This window comes from Pseudomonas sp. MONT-RG-20F-20-E-7-02 (assembly GCF_022662395.1).
Classification (GTDB): domain Bacteria; phylum Pseudomonadota; class Gammaproteobacteria; order Pseudomonadales; family Pseudomonadaceae; genus Aquipseudomonas.
Genome location: NZ_JAKNQN010000006.1, coordinates 67,978 through 83,553, shown reverse-complemented (window position 1 = coordinate 83,553; position 15,576 = coordinate 67,978). Strand labels below are relative to the sequence as shown.

Genomic DNA, 15,576 nt, shown 5'->3' with positions numbered 1-15,576 from the left:
TTGTGAGGGGAAACCCCCTGACCCCTCACAAGGTTTGTTCCTGTAGTCCTTTTTCACTGTACTGGATTTTCCCATGAGTTCTGTTGCTGTGTTCAGCAAGGCCTCGCCGTTCGATGCACTGCAGCGCTGGCTCCCTAAACTGGTGCTGGCGCCCAGCATGTTCATCGTGCTGGTGGGCTTCTACGGTTACATCCTGTGGACGTTCGTTCTGTCGTTCACCAATTCCACGTTCCTGCCAAGCTACAAATGGGCCGGTCTTGCGCAATATGCGCGGTTGTTCGACAACGACCGCTGGTGGGTAGCGAGCAAGAACCTGGCGGTTTTTGGCGGGATGTTTATCGGCATCACCCTGGTGATTGGCGTGACCCTGGCGATCTTCCTCGACCAGAAAATCCGCCGCGAAGGCTTTATCCGCACCATTTACCTGTACCCGATGGCGCTCTCGATGATCGTGACCGGTACGGCCTGGAAATGGCTGCTCAACCCGGGCATGGGCCTGGACAAACTTCTGCGTGACTGGGGCTGGGAAGGCTTCCGTCTCGACTGGCTGATCGACCCGGACCGCGTGGTGTACTGCCTGGTGATTGCCGCCGTGTGGCAAGCCTCGGGCTTCATCATGGCGATGTTCCTCGCCGGCCTGCGTGGCGTTGATCAATCGATCATTCGTGCCGCCCAGATCGACGGCGCCAGCCTGCCGCGTATCTACTGGAGCGTGGTGCTGCCAAGCCTGCGTCCGGTGTTCTTCAGTGCGGTGATGATCCTCGCGCACATTGCGATCAAGAGCTTCGACCTGGTCGCGGCGATGACCGCCGGCGGCCCGGGCTACTCCTCCGACCTGCCCGCGATGTTCATGTACTCGTTCACCTTCAGTCGTGGCCAGATGGGCATGGGCTCGGCCAGTGCAATCCTGATGCTCGGCGCGATCCTCGCGATCATCGTGCCTTACCTGTACTCCGAGCTGAGGACCAAGCGTAATGACTAGTCTCGCTGCCAAACCTTCCATCAGCCTGAGTCGCGTCGCGATCTACGCGGTGCTGATCCTCGCTGTGCTGCTGTACCTGGTGCCGCTGGTGGTGATGCTGCTGACCAGCTTTAAAACCCCGGAAGACATCAGCACCGGCAACCTGCTGAGCTGGCCGACCGTGGTCACCGGCATCGGCTGGGTCAAGGCCTGGGCCACGGTTGACGGTTACTTCTGGAACTCGATCAAGATCACCGTTCCGGCCGTGCTGATCTCCACCGCCATCGGCGCGTTGAACGGCTACGTGCTGTCGTTCTGGCGCTTCAAAGGCTCGCAGTTGTTCTTCGGCCTGCTGTTGTTCGGCTGCTTCCTGCCGTTCCAGACGGTGTTGCTGCCAGCCTCGTTCACCCTCGGCAAGATGGGCCTGGCCAGCACCACCACGGGCCTGGTGTTTGTGCACGTGGTCTACGGGTTGGCGTTTACTACACTGTTCTTCCGTAACTACTACGTGAGCATTCCTGACGCGCTGATCAAGGCGGCACGACTGGACGGTGCAGGCTTTTTCACCATCTTCCGTCAGATCATTCTGCCGATGTCGACCCCGATCATCATGGTCTGCCTGATTTGGCAGTTCACCCAGATCTGGAACGACTTCCTGTTCGGTGTGGTGTTCTCCAGCGGCGACTCGCAGCCCATCACGGTGGCGCTGAACAACCTGGTCAACACCAGCACCGGGGCCAAGGAATATAACGTGGATATGGCGGCGGCGATGATCGCCGGGCTGCCGACCCTGCTGGTCTATGTGATCGCAGGCAAGTATTTCGTGCGCGGCCTCACGGCCGGCGCGGTCAAGGGGTAATCATGGCTACGCTTGAACTTCGCAATGTAAACAAGACCTATGGCGCCGGCCTGCCCGACACCTTGAAGAACATCGAACTGTCGATCAAAGAAGGCGAGTTCCTGATTCTGGTCGGCCCTTCGGGGTGCGGTAAATCCACGCTGATGAACTGCATCGCCGGGCTTGAGACCATCACCGGCGGCGCGATCATGATCGGCGACCAGGACGTGAGCGGCATGAGCCCCAAGGACCGTGACATCGCCATGGTGTTCCAGTCCTACGCGCTGTACCCGACCATGAGCGTGCGCGAGAACATCGAATTCGGCCTGAAAATCCGCAAGATGGCTCAGGCTGACATCGACGCCGAAGTGGCGCGCGTGGCCAAGCTGCTGCAGATCGAACACCTGCTCAACCGCAAACCGGGCCAGCTCTCCGGTGGCCAGCAACAGCGTGTGGCCATGGGCCGTGCCCTGGCGCGCCGGCCGAAGATCTACCTGTTCGACGAACCGCTGTCCAACCTCGACGCCAAGCTGCGGGTCGAGATGCGCACCGAAATGAAGTTGATGCACCAGCGCCTGAAAACCACCACCGTCTACGTCACCCACGATCAAATCGAAGCGATGACCCTGGGCGATAAAGTGGCGGTGATGAAGGACGGCATTATCCAGCAGTTCGGCACGCCGAAAGAGATCTACAACAACCCGGCCAACCAATTTGTGGCGAGCTTTATCGGCTCGCCGCCGATGAACTTCGTGCCGCTGCGCCTGCAACGCAAGGACGGTCGCCTGGTGGCGCTGCTCGACAGTGGCCAGGCGCGTTGCGAGCTGGCGCTTAACGTGTCGGACGCCGGTCTTGAGGACCGCGACGTGATCCTGGGCCTGCGCCCGGAGCAAATCATGTTGGCGGCGGGCGAGGGCGACAGCGCGTCGAGCATTCGCGCTGAGGTGCAGGTCACCGAGCCGACCGGCCCGGACACCCTGGTGTTTGTGCAACTCAATGACACCAAAGTCTGCTGCCGCCTGGCACCCGACGTGGCACCGCAGGTGGGCGAGACCCTGACCCTGCAATTCGACCCGGCCAAGGTATTGCTGTTCGACGCCAAAACCGGCGAACGCTTGGGCACTGCTGCATCATTGCCTGCACACGGGCATGCCGACAACGTGGCCCAATTCAAAGGCCGCTGAAGCAGGTAACCTGTTGTTTTAGATAAAAATGTAACCCGCGTTAGATAAAAACAGTTTAATAACAATAAAGACGAGGATGTAGGGATGAAAAAGCAACACAACAACACCCGGCTGCTCTGCCAACTGTCAGCAGCAGCAGCCCTGGTATTGTCCGCCAATGCGATGGCGGCCGATGCATTCAGCTCCGATTCCAAGTGGATGACGGGCGATTGGGGCGGCGAGCGGACCAAGCTCATTGAGCAAGGTATCGACATCAAGGCTGACTACGTTGGGGAAGTGGGCGCCAACCTTCGCGGCGGCTACAACGACGACAAAACTGCCCGTTACGCTGACCAGTTCGGTCTGGGCGTAGCACTGGATCTGCAAAAGCTGTTTGGCTGGGATAACACCCAGGCCAAGATCCAACTGACCAACCGTAATGGCGCGAACATCTCCAATGACCGTATTGGTGACCCGCGTGCCAGCACCTTGAGTTCGTCTCAAGAAGTTGATGGCCGTGGCCACATGGTGCGTCTGACCCAGTTCTGGATCCAGCACCAGATGTTCGACAACAAACTGGACGTGAAACTCGGTTACTTCGGTGAAGGCGAAGACTTCAACACCTTCCCATGCGACTTCCAGAACCTGTCGTTCTGCGGTTCGCAAGTGGGTAACTATGTAAACACCTGGTACAACTGGCCTGTCAGCCAGGCGGCGATCCGCGTGAAGTACAACATCACGCCTGAGCTGTATGCGCAAATCGGTGCGTACAACCAGAACCCATCGCAGCTGGAGCACGGCAACGGCTTCAAGCTCAGCGGCAGCGGCACCAAGGGCACCGTATTGCCGGTGGAATTGGTCTGGTCGCCGAAGGTCAATGGCCTGCCGGGCGAATACCGTGTGGGTTACTACAAGAGTACTGCCGATGCCACCGACGTACGTGAAGACGTCAATGGCAATGATGCTGGCACCACCGGCGCGGCTTTCCGCGTTCGTAGCAGCAAAAGCGGCTACTGGGGCGTTCTGCAGCAGCAACTCACCACGCACAATGGCGACGCTTCCCGCGGTCTGAACATCGCGGCCAACGTGACCTTCCACGACAAAGACACCAACCTGGTCGACAACTACCAGTCGGTGATGCTTGTGTACAAAGGGCCATTCGACGCGCGTACCAAGGATGACGTCGGTATCGGTGTGTCGCGTATCCACGCCAACAGTGACGTGAAGAAAACCGCTGAGTTGCTCAATGCGGCCGGCGGCTTCACTGATTACGATCAAGCGGGCTACGCACCGCTGCGTAACACTGAGTACAACGTCGAACTCAACTACGGCATCCACGTCACCAACTGGCTGACCGTGCGTCCTAACCTGCAATACGTCGCCAACCCAGGCGGTGTGAAACAAGTCGACAACGCGGTAGTGGCGGGCCTGAAAATTCAGTCTACGTTCTAACGCTGTTGCGATAAGCTCCTTCTCTCTGTGCGCATTTTGCGGGTAGCCATGGCTATCCGCTTTTTTTTGGGTCGCGCTGCACTACCCATGTGGGAGCTGGCTTGCCTGCGATGCGAACGATGCGGTCTGCCTGGATGGCCGAGGCGATGCCATCGCAGGCAAGCCAGCTCCCACAGGGTAACCAAGCTTGAGCAACACTGAATTTCAGGACCGTGGCACATGCATGAGCATCCGCTGCAACGCTTTTTCAAATCCCTGCGCGAGCAACCGGTATTCGCCTGGGAGCGCTTTCAGATGCGCGACGTGTTGGTGATTGACCATCCGTTGTGCCAGGCGGTGTTCAGTCGCCAGGGCGCGCAATTGCTGCACTTTCAACCGCGCGGCCAGAAACCCTGGCTGTGGTGTGCGGCCAAGTGGCCGCAAGTCGGCGCCATCCGTGGCGGCGTGCCGGTGTGCTGGCCGTGGTACGGGCGCCACCCGAGCGAAAACGCATGGCCGTCCCATGGCTGGGCGCGGCTGATCGACTGGAAGCTGCTCGACAGCAGCGCCGACGACGATGGCGTACGCCTGCACTGGCAATTGCAGCTGTGCGACTGGCAGGTCGACCTGCACGCACACCTGGGCGAAACCCTGGAACTGCGCCTGTGCACCGAGCATCAGGACGAGTTGCCGTGCCAGTTGAGCCATGCTTTGCACGCCTATTGGCGTATTGGCAATGTCGGTGAGATAGCGCTGTCTGGGCTCGACGGCGCGCAAGGTTATGACCAGCTCAATCGCCAGGTTTGCCAGCAGGAAGGCGAGCTCCGCGTGGATGGCGGCTGCCAGCGGGTGTTCCAGCATGACGGTGAGTTGCACCTCAAGGACCATGCCTGGCAGCGCGAGCTGTGCATCGACACCGGCGACAGCGCCGACACGGTGGTGTGGCACCCAGGCAGCCGACCTTTGTTGGGCGTGAGCTTTAACGAGGCGGCGGGGTTTGTGTGCGTGGAGTCGGCGATGGCCGGGGCCAGCTTGGCGCCGGGGGAGAGGGCGCATCTGAGTTTGCAGGCGAGAGCTGGGGCATGATCGTTCCCACGCTCCGCGTGGGAATGCCGCCTTGGACGCTCTGCGTCCGCTCGTGACGCGGAGCGTCACAGGATGCATTCCCACGCAGAGCGCGGGAACGATCTGGAACTAGTTAAACTCATCCCCAACCGGATACCGGCTGTCATTCAAGCTCTCTTTGATCTTGCGCAAATGCGGCTGGAAATCCACGCCACGGCGCAAGGTCATGCCGGTGGCCAGCACATCCAGCACCGTCAGCTGGATGATCCGCGACGTCATCGGCATGTAGATGTCGGTGTCTTCCGGCAACGGAATGTTCAAGCTCACCGTACTGGCCTTGGCCAATGGCGAATTCTCCGCGGTTACGCCCAGCACCGACGCACCGTTTTCCCGCGCTATACGCGCTACTTCCACCAGCTCGCGGGTACGCCCGGTGTAGGAAATAATCACGAACAGCTCGCCGGTGTGCGCCACCGACGCGATCATGCGTTGCATCAGCACGTCGGCATGGGCGGTGACCGCCAGGTTGAAGCGGAAGAACTTGTGCAGCGCATCCATGGCCACCGGCGCCGAAGCGCCCAGGCCGAAGAAGTGAATCTGCCGCGCCTGGATCAACAGGTCCACGGCTTTGCTGATCAGGGCCGGGTCCAGGGCCTGGCAGGCGCTGTCCAGCGAGGCAATGGCGCTGCCGAAGATCTTCTGCGTGTACGCCTCGGGGTTATCATCGGCTTCCACGGCACGGCTGACATACGCCGCACCACTGGCCAAACTTTGCGCCAGCTGCAATTTAAGTTCAGGGTAGCCACTGACGCCGAATGAACGGCAGAAGCGGTTGACCGTCGGTTCACTGACCGAGGCGGCTTGGGCGAGGGCGGCGATAGAGAAGCGGGTCGCCTGCTGTGGGTTGAGCAGGATGACCTCGGCGACTTTTTTCTCGGCCTTGTTCAATTCTTCGAGGCGGTTCCGGATTTGTTCCAGAAGATTTCGCACGCGGTCCATTCAGTCTTTCCTTCGGGCGACGATGCAAATTAAGGGCGGTAGCCAATCGACGAGTGGCCCTTTGCGGTGGCCTATCCTACTGAGGGTAGCTGAACACCACCACTCGGAATGCATATTTTGGGAAAATGTTGTGGTTATTACTACATTTTTCCTTGAGTGATGCCTTGAAAAAAGGTATTTGTAGCTTAACTTGATAAAAGAACAAACATCATGCCTTCGATAACCGTAGAACCCTGCACCTTTGCCCTGTTTGGCGCGTTGGGTGATCTGGCGCTGCGCAAGTTATTTCCTGCCCTCTATCAACTCGACGGCGCAGGGCTCCTGCACGACGACACGCGCATCCTGGCCCTGGCCCGTGAAGCCGGTTCCGAGCAGCAGCACTTGGCGCATATCGAAAAAGAACTGCGTAAATACGTCGGCAAGGAACTGGACGAAGCCATCGCCCAGCGTTTCCTGGCGCGCCTGACCTATGTACATGTCGACTTCATGAAGGCCGACGACTACGTGGCCCTGGCTGAAATCGCCGGCACCGAACAACGCCTGATTGCCTACTTCGCCACCCCGGCGGCGGTGTACGGCGCGATCTGCGAGAACCTGTCCAAGGTCGGCCTGGCGGAAAACACCCGCGTCGTGCTGGAAAAGCCGATTGGCTCGGACCTGGAATCCTCGCGCAAGGTCAACGACGCCGTGGCGCAGTTTTTCCCGGAAAACCGCACCTACCGCATCGACCACTACCTGGGCAAAGAGACGGTCCAGAACCTTATTGCGCTGCGTTTCGCCAACAGCCTGTTCGAAACCCAGTGGAACCAGAATTACATTTCCCACGTGGAAATCACCGTGGCCGAGCAGGTCGGTATCGAAGGCCGTTGGGGTTACTTCGACAAGGCCGGCCAGCTGCGCGACATGATCCAGAACCACCTGTTGCAGCTGCTTTGCCTGATCGCCATGGACCCGCCGGCCGACTTGTCCGCCGACAGCATCCGTGACGAGAAGGTCAAGGTGCTCAAGGCCCTGGCGCCGATAAGCCCGGACGGCCTGACCACGCAAGTGGTGCGTGGCCAGTACATCGCCGGTTACAGCGCCGGCAAGGCAGTGCCGGGTTACCTGGAAGAAGAGAATTCCAACACCCAGAGCGACACCGAAACCTTCGTCGCCCTGCGTGCCGATATTCGCAACTGGCGTTGGGCCGGGGTGCCGTTCTACCTGCGGACCGGCAAGCGCATGCCGCAAAAGCTGTCGCAGATCGTCATCCACTTCAAGGAACCGTCCCACTACATCTTCGCCCCCGAGCAGCGCCTGCAGATCAGCAACAAACTGATCATCCGCCTGCAACCGGACGAAGGTATTTCCTTGCGTGTGATGACCAAGGAGCAGGGCCTGGACAAAGGCATGCAGCTGCGCAGTGGCCCGCTGCAACTGAATTTTTCCGACACCTACCGCAGCGCACGCATCCCGGATGCCTACGAGCGGTTGTTGCTGGAAGTGATGCGCGGCAATCAGAACCTGTTTGTTCGCAAAGATGAAATCGAAGCCGCGTGGAAGTGGTGTGACCAGTTGATCGCCGGGTGGAAAAAATCCGGTGATGCGCCCAAGCCGTACGCGGCCGGGTCGTGGGGGCCGATGAGCTCGATTGCACTGATCACGCGGGATGGGAGGTCGTGGTATGGCGATATCTGAATTGAAACTGCCTCAGGGCGTCACTGCCCATGAGTACCGCACGCCTGTGCTGCTGGCCGACGGCCTGGCCAATGACGTGGCCGAGCAACTGCGCGCGGCCATCAGTGCACGTGGCGAAGCGACCCTAGTGGTGTCCGGTGGCCGTAGCCCCGTGGCGTTTTTCCAGAACCTGGCCAAGCAAGGCCTGGACTGGTCCAGGGTCACCATCACCCTCGCCGACGAGCGCTGGGTGCCGGTGGAACACGCCGACAGCAATGCCGGCCTGTTGAAGAAGTACTTGCTGCAAGGCCCGGCCGCCAAAGCCAGGTTCCTCAGCCTTTACAACGTTGCCGCGAATCTTGAAGACGCCGCCGAACTGGCCGATCGCCAGTTGGCAGAGTTGCCCGCCATTGATGTGCTGGTACTCGGCATGGGCGATGACGGCCACACCGCATCGCTGTTCCCCAACAGCCCCAACCTGGGCGAGGCACTGAAGGTCGACGGCACCCGCCGTTGCTGGCCGATGCTGGCGCCGACCGTGCCGCACCAGCGCCTGACCATGAGTCGCGCGTTGCTGGCTACGGCCCACTACACCGTGCTGTCGATTTCCGGCAGCTCGAAATTGACCACCTTGAGCGCCGCGCTGGCCAGTGACGACGTTGCTGCCATGCCGATTCGCGCGTTTTTGCAACCTACTTTAGAGATTTACTGGTGCCCATGAGCCAAGGATCAGCCGCTATGAAAAGCCCTCAACCGACCGTGTCCATGGCGGATAAAGTTGCCCTGATCGACAGCCTCTGCGCCAAGGCGCGGATCCTGCCGGTCATCACCATCGCTCGCGAACAGGACATCCTGCCGCTGGCCGATGCCCTGGCAGCGGGCGGTTTGACCGCATTGGAAGTGACCCTGCGTTCCGAGTTCGGCCTCAAGGCCATTCAGGTCCTGCGTGAGCAGCGCCCTGAACTGTGCACCGGTGCCGGCACCGTGCTCGACCGTCACATGCTCGAAGCGGCCGAAGTGGCCGGCTCGCAATTCATCGTCACCCCCGGCATTACCCGCGACCTGCTGGAAGCCTCGGTGCACAGCCCGATCCCCCTGCTGCCAGGCATCAGCAATGCCTCCGGCATCATGGAAGGCTATGGCCTGGGCTATCGCCGCTTCAAGCTGTTCCCGGCGGAAGTGAGCGGCGGCGTCGCGGCGATCAAGGCCCTTGGCGGCCCGTTCGGCGAAGTCAAATTCTGCCCAACCGGCGGCGTTGGCCCGGCCAACATCAAGAGCTACATGGCGTTGAAAAACGTGATGTGCGTGGGCGGTAGCTGGATGCTCGACCCGGAATGGGTCAAGAACGGCGACTGGGCCCGCATTCAGGAAGTTACCGCACAGGCGCTGGCGCTGCTGGACTGAGCTGATTTATCGAATCGTTGTTGCTGTGCTTAACGGCATTTTTGCGGTGCACTTGGTCGGTGTACCGCTTTTTTTTTGCCTGTAAAAAACCACAAATCCAAAGGTGGGAACGGGCTTGTGTGGGAGCTGGCTTGCCTGCGATGGCGGTGGGTCAGCCTGGGAGGTAGTTACTGATACACCGCTATCGCAGGCAAGCCAGCTCCCACAGTTTTAATCGTTGTTCAGTGCGGTAATCGCGTCGACCAACACATCAATATCCGCCGCCGACGTCACCAGCCCTGGCGTCACCCGAATACAGGTGCCAAACGCCGCACCCGTGCGCGTCGTGGTAAACAAGCCGTAATCCTCGAGCAACCGTTCCGCCATCACCTGCTGATCCCGCCCGACAAACTTGAACGCCGTGATCCCGCAATACAGGCGTGGATCGTCCGGCGTGAGTACTTCTATTCCCGGCAACTGCCGCACCCGGCTCACCCACAGATTGCGCAGGTAATTGACCCGCGCGCCTTTGGCGGCCGAGCCACCCAAGGCGCGATGTTCTTCCAGCACCAGCGGCAAGGTCATCAGTGCCGGAAAATTCGGCGTGCTATACGACGTGCGCGCGCGTACGTCGCTGGCTGGGTAGTGAAACTCGCCCATGTCCGGGTCGATATCCGCAAGGCGCTCCGGGGCGATGTACAAAAAGCCCAGCGTCAGCGGCGCACCGATCCATTTATGCAGGTTGAAGCCGGCAAACTGAATTCCCAGCTGCGCGAGGTTGAATTCAATCTGGCCCAAGGCGTGGGCGCCATCGAGGATCACATCAACGCCATGCTCGCGCGCGGCCTTGGCAATCGCCTCGACGGGCATCACCAAGCCTGTGCGGTGGGTCACATGGGTCAGGGCCATCAGCTTGAGGCGTGGGTACTGGGCGAACGTATCGCGGTAGGTCTGTAGCAGGCTGTCGAAACTGGCCGGATGAGTGTGGGAAATCTCAATAACCTCAACACCGCGATAGCCCGCCAACCAGCGCATCGCGCCTTTGACCGTGTCGTACTCCAGGTCGCTGATCAGCACCTGATCGCCGGGTTGCAGGCAGTTGTAGTTACGGATGAGTGATTGCAAAGCCTCGGTGGCGTTGCGGGTGAAGGCGATCGCCTCGGGGTCGGCATCGATCAGGGCCGCCAGTTGGCGACGGATCTCGACATTTTCACCCTGCTCAAAGCGCTGGCGCACATACAGCGAGTTGCTGCGGTTGATAAACGCCACATGCTCCAGGTACTGCGCGCGGACCGCGCGGCTCATGCGCCCGAAATAGCCGTTTTCCAGGTTGACTGGCCCGGGCTCCAGCTCATAGCGCTGGGCAATCGCTTGCCAGTGATTTTCGTTATCTGCATTCCTTGGCATGGCGTGGGCTCTTAATGGCGAGGGGCGGGTTTGCCGTGTTTGGCGCGCAGCGGTTCCAGCAGTTCGGACAGGCCGTTGTGGTCGATTTCCTGCATCAACGCCAGCAACCCGCCCAACTCGCCGTGGGGGAAACCTTCACGGGCAAACCAATTCAGGTAAGGGCCGGGCAGGTCGGCGATGATCCGCCCCTTGTATTTGCCGAAAGGCATTTCGCGGGTGATCAGCAGTTCGAGTTTTTCGGGGTTCATGGCGCTTCAGTGAGATGAGTAGATGTCATCGAAAATACAGGCATTCTGCATGAAGGCCAAATGACAGATCATGCAAATAACGTACATACAGATGGTTCAATAATTTATAAGTCATTGAAAAATAAAGAATAGTTTGTTTTTCAAAACCTGGCACGGGGGCTGCAATCATTAGGGTAAGTTTCTTAACCCGCACAAGGAATTGAAAAATGACTGACATCAATAAAGAATCGATCTCCGTACTTAACGACCTGATCGAGACCAGCAAAGACGGCCAGAAAGGCTTCGCGACCTGTGCTGAAGACATCAAGCACCCAGAGCTGAAAGCCCTGTTCGTAAAACGCTCCGCTGACTGCGCTACCGCAGCTGCCGAACTGCAAACTGCAGTTAGAGCGCTGGGCGGCGATCCGGAAGAGTCCGGTTCGGTTGCGGGTGCGCTGCACCGTGGCTGGGTTGACGTGAAGTCGCTGGTGACCGGCAAAGATGAAGAGGCCGTGTTGAACGAAGCCGAGCGCGGTGAAGACCACGCACTGAAGGCCTACAAGGAAGCGATCGAGAAGATCAACAAGCACAACCTGCTGGGTATTCGTGACCTGGTTGAGCGTCAGTTCCACGGCGCACAACGCAACCACGACCAGGTGAAAGCCCTGCGTAACCAGGCTCGCGCCAACTCTTGATTACTGGCGTGTAATCCCTGTGGGAGCGGGCTTGCCCGCGATAGCGGTAGATCAGTCGACAAGAAGTATGACTGACAGACCGTCATCGCGGGCAAGCCCGGTCCCACATTTGTATTTTGCAAGTTTCGGTATTGAGATCAGCCGATGCTGATAGGTGGCAACTCAGTCAGTGTCACCACTTGCTGCTTGCGTGGCGCCAGAATTTCCGCCTCGCCATCCACCACCAACTCGTCGCGCTGGTTGAACACACGTGTGGCAATACGCACGCGAAACTTCGGCAGCTTCTCGAGAATTTCCAGACGCACGGTCAGCGTGTCGCCGATTTTTACCGGTTTCTGGAAGCTCATCTGCTGGCCGATATAGATAGTGCCCGGCCCAGGCAACTCGCAGGCAACGGCCGCGCTGATCAGGGCGCCGCTGAACATGCCGTGGGCGATACGCTCCTTGAACATGGTCGCCTTGGCGTACTCGGCATCCAGGTGCACCGGGTTGTGGTCGCCGGACATGGCGGCGAACAACTGGATATCGCGCTCCTCAACGGTCTTGCTGTAGCTGGCGGTCTGGCCGACTTCGAGGGCTTCGTACGGGGTGTTGGTAACCTGAGTCATCTAAAGGTGCATCCTGTGGCTAATCGGTAATTAATTAACTATCTGATTCTAAACGAAAAATTACTCGCAGCGAGTCGGCCTGCGCAATGTCAAAGCCTGCTCGAGCCACGCCAGTACATCGGCGGTGACTTCATCACGATTGGTCTCGTTGAACACTTCATGGCGTGCTTGCGGGTAGATATTCAATTGCAGGTGCTGGCAGCCGGCCTCACGTAATGCGTGGGCCAGGCTTTTGAGACGCTTGCCTTCACTCACCGGATCACACTCCCCGCCCATTACTAAAATCGGCAGGCCCGGGTCGATCTGCGCGAGATTGGACGCTTTACTGATTTGCTGCAAGCCGCCCAGCAGGTCGACCCACAGCTGGTTGGTGCAACGGAAACCGCAGAGTGGGTCGTTGATGTAGTGGTCGACCTCATCCGGGTCGCGGCTGAGCCAGTCAAACGCGGTGCGATTGGGTTTGAATGCCTTGTTGAACGAGCCGAACGACAAAAAGTCGATCAGCGCACTGCGCCCGCGCAGCCCCTGGCGTGCGCGTTCGATCCGCGCAATCAGCGCGGCGGCGCGGTACAGCGCAATCGGCTGGAAATTCGAGCCACTGAGAATCGCGCCATTCAAGCTGGCGCTGTGGTGCAGCAGGTAGGCCTGGGCGATGTAGCTGCCCATGCTGTGGCCCAGCAGAATGATCGGCAGCCCCGGTTGCTGCTGGCCGATGTGCTGGTTGAGGCTGGCCAGGTCGCCGACCACTTTGTTCCAGCCATCTTTTTCGGCGTACAGCCCCAGCGTCCCTTCGTCAGCCGTTCGGCCGTGGCCGCGCTGGTCCAGCGCGTACAGGCCGTAGCCGGCTGCGCACAGGGCTTCAGCCAGGCGCGCATAGCGGCCACTGTGCTCGGCCATGCCGTGGGACAACATGATCATGGCCTTGGCCTGGCCTTCCGGCAGCCATTGATTGACGTACAGGCGGCTGCGGTCATTCGCGGTCAGCCAGAAGGTGCTGTGGTTCATGGCGCTTCCTTTGCTCAGGGTCGTTGCAGTGTATAGCTCATCTGCCAGGGGCTGGTGTATCTGCCTACACGTTAGGGGCAAGATTCATACAATAAATGACACAGTTGGATGTATTTGCCTGTTTGGCCATAGCTGCTAACGTCCCCAAAGCTCCGCTTTTTATAGATGCGTTTTTATAATCGCAGCGGTCGGACACACTCAGGTAAGAGGACAAGAATAATGCAACCTGATTTCTGGAATGACAAACGCGCGGCGGGCGTTCCCAATGACATCGACCTCACCACGTACAAGTCGGTGATCGAAGTCTTCGAACGGTCCTGCAAGGCCTTTGCCGACCGTCCGGCGTTCAGCAACATGGGCATCACCCTGACCTACGCCGAGCTTGAGCGCCAGAGTGCGGCGTTCGCCGGTTACCTGCAGCAGCACACCGACCTCAAGCCGGGCGAGCGCATCGCGGTGCAGATGCCCAACGTGCTGCATTACCCGATTGCGGTGTTCGGCGCCCTGCGCGCCGGGCTGATCGTGGTCAACACCAACCCGCTGTACACCCCGCGCGAAATGCGCCACCAATTCAAGGACGCCGGCATTCGTGCGCTGGTCTACCTCAACCTGTTCGGTTCGCGGGTGCAGGAAGTGTGCGCCGACACCGAGATCGACTACCTGATCGAAGCCAGGATGGGCGACTTCATGCCCGCCGCCAAAGGCTGGCTGATCAACACCGTGGTCGACAAAGTCAAGAAGATGGTCCCGGCCTACAGCCTGCCACGTGCTGTGTCATTCAAACGCGCCTTGCGCATGGGCGCGGGGCAGGGCCTGACCCGGCATCCGGTGACACTGGACGACATCGCCGTGCTGCAATACACCGGCGGCACCACCGGCCTGGCCAAGGGCGCGATGCTCACCCACGGCAACCTGGTCGCCAATATGCAGCAGGCGCGGGCGTGCATGTCCCAGGTCAGCGACGACGGCCAGCCGCTGGTAAAAGAAGGGCAGGAGGTGATGATCGCGCCGCTGCCGCTGTACCACATCTATGCCTTCACGGCGAACTGCATGTGCATGATGGTCACCGGCAACCACAACGTGCTGATCACCAACCCGCGCGACATCGGCGGCTTTATCAAAGAGCTGAAAAAGTGGCGGTTCTCCTGCCTGCTGGGGTTGAACACGTTGTTTGTGGCGCTGATGGACCACCCGGACTTCAAGACCCTGGATTTTTCCCACCTCAAGATCACCAATTCCGGCGGCACTGCGCTGATCAAGGCCACGGCCGAGCGGTGGAAGGCGCTGACCGGTTGCTCCATTGGCGAAGGTTACGGCCTGACTGAAACCTCGCCGGTGGCCAGCACCAACCCGTACGGCAGCCAGTCGCGGTTGGGCACCGTCGGTATTCCGGTGCCGGGCACCGCGATGAAAGTCATCGATGATGAAGGGCGTGAGTTGCCCTTGGGCGAGCGCGGCGAGCTGTGCATCAAAGGCCCGCAGGTCATGAAGGGCTACTGGCAGCAGCCGGTCGCGACTGCCGAGACCCTGGACGCCGAAGGCTGGCTGAAAACCGGCGACATCGCGGTGATCGACACCGATGGCTTTGTGAGCATTGTCGATCGCAAGAAAGACCTGATCATCGTCTCGGGTTTTAACGTGTACCCCAACGAGATCGAAGACGTGGTGATGGCGCACCCGGCGGTGGCCAACTGCGCCGTGATCGGCGTGCCGGATGAGCGCACCGGGGAAGCGGTGAAGTTGTTTGTGGTAGCGCGCACGCAAGGTGTGAGCCTTGAAGAGCTGAAGGCGTACTGCAAGACCAACTTCACCGGTTACAAGGTGCCCAAGCACATTGTGTTGCGTGATTCGTTGCCGATGACGCCGGTGGGCAAGATTCTGCGCAGGGAGCTGCGCGACATCGCCTGATAGGAAATGCGCTTAAAAAATGTGGGAGCTGGCTTGCCTGCGATAGCGATGTTCCAGTCACTGGATGTATTGACTGACACACCGCAATCGCAGGCAAGCCAGCTCCCACATTGTTGTTTGTTGATCTGTAAGGCCCATTCCAGAGCGTTTTGCTGGTGGATTTTACCCTGGTTTAAAGTGTGACCAAATATTGTAGGACAGTCATGATTATGACTGTAGGGCCCTCTTTT

15 protein-coding genes are annotated in these 15,576 nt (G+C 59.5%); 10 read left to right on the top strand and 5 right to left on the bottom strand.

Translation table 11 applies throughout. The annotated features are described in order from the left end of the window. The first annotated feature begins 73 nt into the window (after nucleotides 1-73). From L8I05_RS18245 to L8I05_RS18225, 5 genes are all read left to right on the top strand, one after another. Complete coding sequence (locus L8I05_RS18245; RefSeq protein WP_017253695.1) at nucleotides 74-982, top strand: sugar ABC transporter permease; 909 nt, start codon at nucleotides 74-76, stop codon at nucleotides 980-982. Further along, nucleotides 975-1,820: a carbohydrate ABC transporter permease gene (locus L8I05_RS18240; RefSeq protein ID WP_242170795.1), complete on the top strand. Its 846-nt coding sequence runs from the start codon at nucleotides 975-977 to the stop codon at nucleotides 1,818-1,820. The genes L8I05_RS18245 and L8I05_RS18240 overlap by 8 nt, the downstream gene beginning before the upstream one ends. 2 nt (nucleotides 1,821-1,822) lie before the next feature. Then, entirely contained in the window at nucleotides 1,823-2,983 is a 1,161-nt protein-coding gene (gene ugpC, locus L8I05_RS18235; RefSeq protein ID WP_159959364.1) for a sn-glycerol-3-phosphate ABC transporter ATP-binding protein UgpC, read from the top strand. An 84-nt stretch (nucleotides 2,984-3,067) separates the two neighbouring features. Beyond that, a complete protein-coding gene (locus L8I05_RS18230; protein ID WP_242170794.1) occupies nucleotides 3,068-4,414 on the top strand; it encodes a carbohydrate porin in 1,347 nt (448 codons plus the stop codon). 219 nt (nucleotides 4,415-4,633) lie between these two features. After that, nucleotides 4,634-5,479 (top strand): D-hexose-6-phosphate mutarotase, encoded by an 846-nt coding sequence (locus tag L8I05_RS18225; RefSeq protein WP_159959360.1) that lies wholly within the window; start codon nucleotides 4,634-4,636, stop codon nucleotides 5,477-5,479. A gap of 108 nt (nucleotides 5,480-5,587) precedes the next feature. Here L8I05_RS18225 and L8I05_RS18220 read toward each other — a convergent pair whose 3' ends face one another. Next, nucleotides 5,588-6,448: a MurR/RpiR family transcriptional regulator gene (locus L8I05_RS18220; RefSeq protein ID WP_170039859.1), complete on the bottom strand. Its 861-nt coding sequence runs from the start codon at nucleotides 6,446-6,448 to the stop codon at nucleotides 5,588-5,590. Nucleotides 6,449-6,667: 219 nt separating this feature from the next. Between L8I05_RS18220 and zwf the strand changes: the two genes are divergently transcribed. Genes zwf through L8I05_RS18205 form a run of 3 tightly spaced genes read left to right on the top strand, consistent with a single transcriptional unit; the run spans nucleotide 6,668 to nucleotide 9,517 of the window. Then, a complete protein-coding gene (gene zwf / locus L8I05_RS18215; RefSeq protein WP_122674464.1) occupies nucleotides 6,668-8,134 on the top strand; it encodes a glucose-6-phosphate dehydrogenase in 1,467 nt (488 codons plus the stop codon). Continuing rightward, entirely contained in the window at nucleotides 8,121-8,834 is a 714-nt protein-coding gene (gene pgl / locus L8I05_RS18210; protein WP_242170792.1) for a 6-phosphogluconolactonase, read from the top strand. Before zwf ends, pgl begins: the two co-directional genes overlap by 14 nt. A gap of 17 nt (nucleotides 8,835-8,851) precedes the next feature. Then, nucleotides 8,852-9,517 carry a bifunctional 4-hydroxy-2-oxoglutarate aldolase/2-dehydro-3-deoxy-phosphogluconate aldolase gene (locus tag L8I05_RS18205; protein ID WP_026067364.1) on the top strand — a complete coding sequence of 222 codons (666 nt, stop codon included), beginning with the start codon at nucleotides 8,852-8,854 and terminating at the stop codon, nucleotides 9,515-9,517. Between the two features lie 210 nt (nucleotides 9,518-9,727). Here L8I05_RS18205 and L8I05_RS18200 read toward each other — a convergent pair whose 3' ends face one another. Together L8I05_RS18200 and L8I05_RS18195 are read right to left on the bottom strand one after the other, a co-directional pair. Further along, on the bottom strand, nucleotides 9,728-10,903 hold the full coding sequence (locus tag L8I05_RS18200) for an aminotransferase class V-fold PLP-dependent enzyme (protein ID WP_242170790.1): 1,176 nt from the start codon (nucleotides 10,901-10,903) through the stop codon (nucleotides 9,728-9,730). A gap of 11 nt (nucleotides 10,904-10,914) precedes the next feature. Continuing rightward, nucleotides 10,915-11,151, bottom strand: a complete 237-nt coding sequence (locus L8I05_RS18195) for a DUF3820 family protein (RefSeq protein ID WP_003213031.1) — start codon at nucleotides 11,149-11,151, stop codon at nucleotides 10,915-10,917. Between the two features lie 206 nt (nucleotides 11,152-11,357). Here L8I05_RS18195 and L8I05_RS18190 point away from each other — a divergent pair, with 206 nt between their 5' ends. Further along, the gene (locus L8I05_RS18190; protein ID WP_242170787.1) at nucleotides 11,358-11,825 is read left to right on the top strand and encodes a PA2169 family four-helix-bundle protein; all 468 of its coding nucleotides are present in this window, start codon (nucleotides 11,358-11,360) and stop codon (nucleotides 11,823-11,825) included. A gap of 137 nt (nucleotides 11,826-11,962) precedes the next feature. Here the strand turns inward: L8I05_RS18190 and L8I05_RS18185 are convergent, their stop codons facing one another. Next, complete coding sequence (locus L8I05_RS18185; RefSeq protein ID WP_003175719.1) at nucleotides 11,963-12,433, bottom strand: MaoC family dehydratase; 471 nt, start codon at nucleotides 12,431-12,433, stop codon at nucleotides 11,963-11,965. 60 nt (nucleotides 12,434-12,493) lie between these two features. Then, the gene (locus L8I05_RS18180) at nucleotides 12,494-13,438 is read right to left on the bottom strand and encodes an alpha/beta hydrolase (protein WP_159959352.1); all 945 of its coding nucleotides are present in this window, start codon (nucleotides 13,436-13,438) and stop codon (nucleotides 12,494-12,496) included. Between the two features lie 219 nt (nucleotides 13,439-13,657). On the opposite strand from L8I05_RS18180, the gene fadD2 reads away from it, so the two are divergent. Then, nucleotides 13,658-15,346, top strand: coding sequence for a long-chain-fatty-acid--CoA ligase FadD2 (fadD2, locus tag L8I05_RS18175; RefSeq protein WP_242170785.1), 1,689 nt, complete (start codon nucleotides 13,658-13,660; stop codon nucleotides 15,344-15,346). The last annotated feature ends 230 nt before the right edge of the window (nucleotides 15,347-15,576 follow it).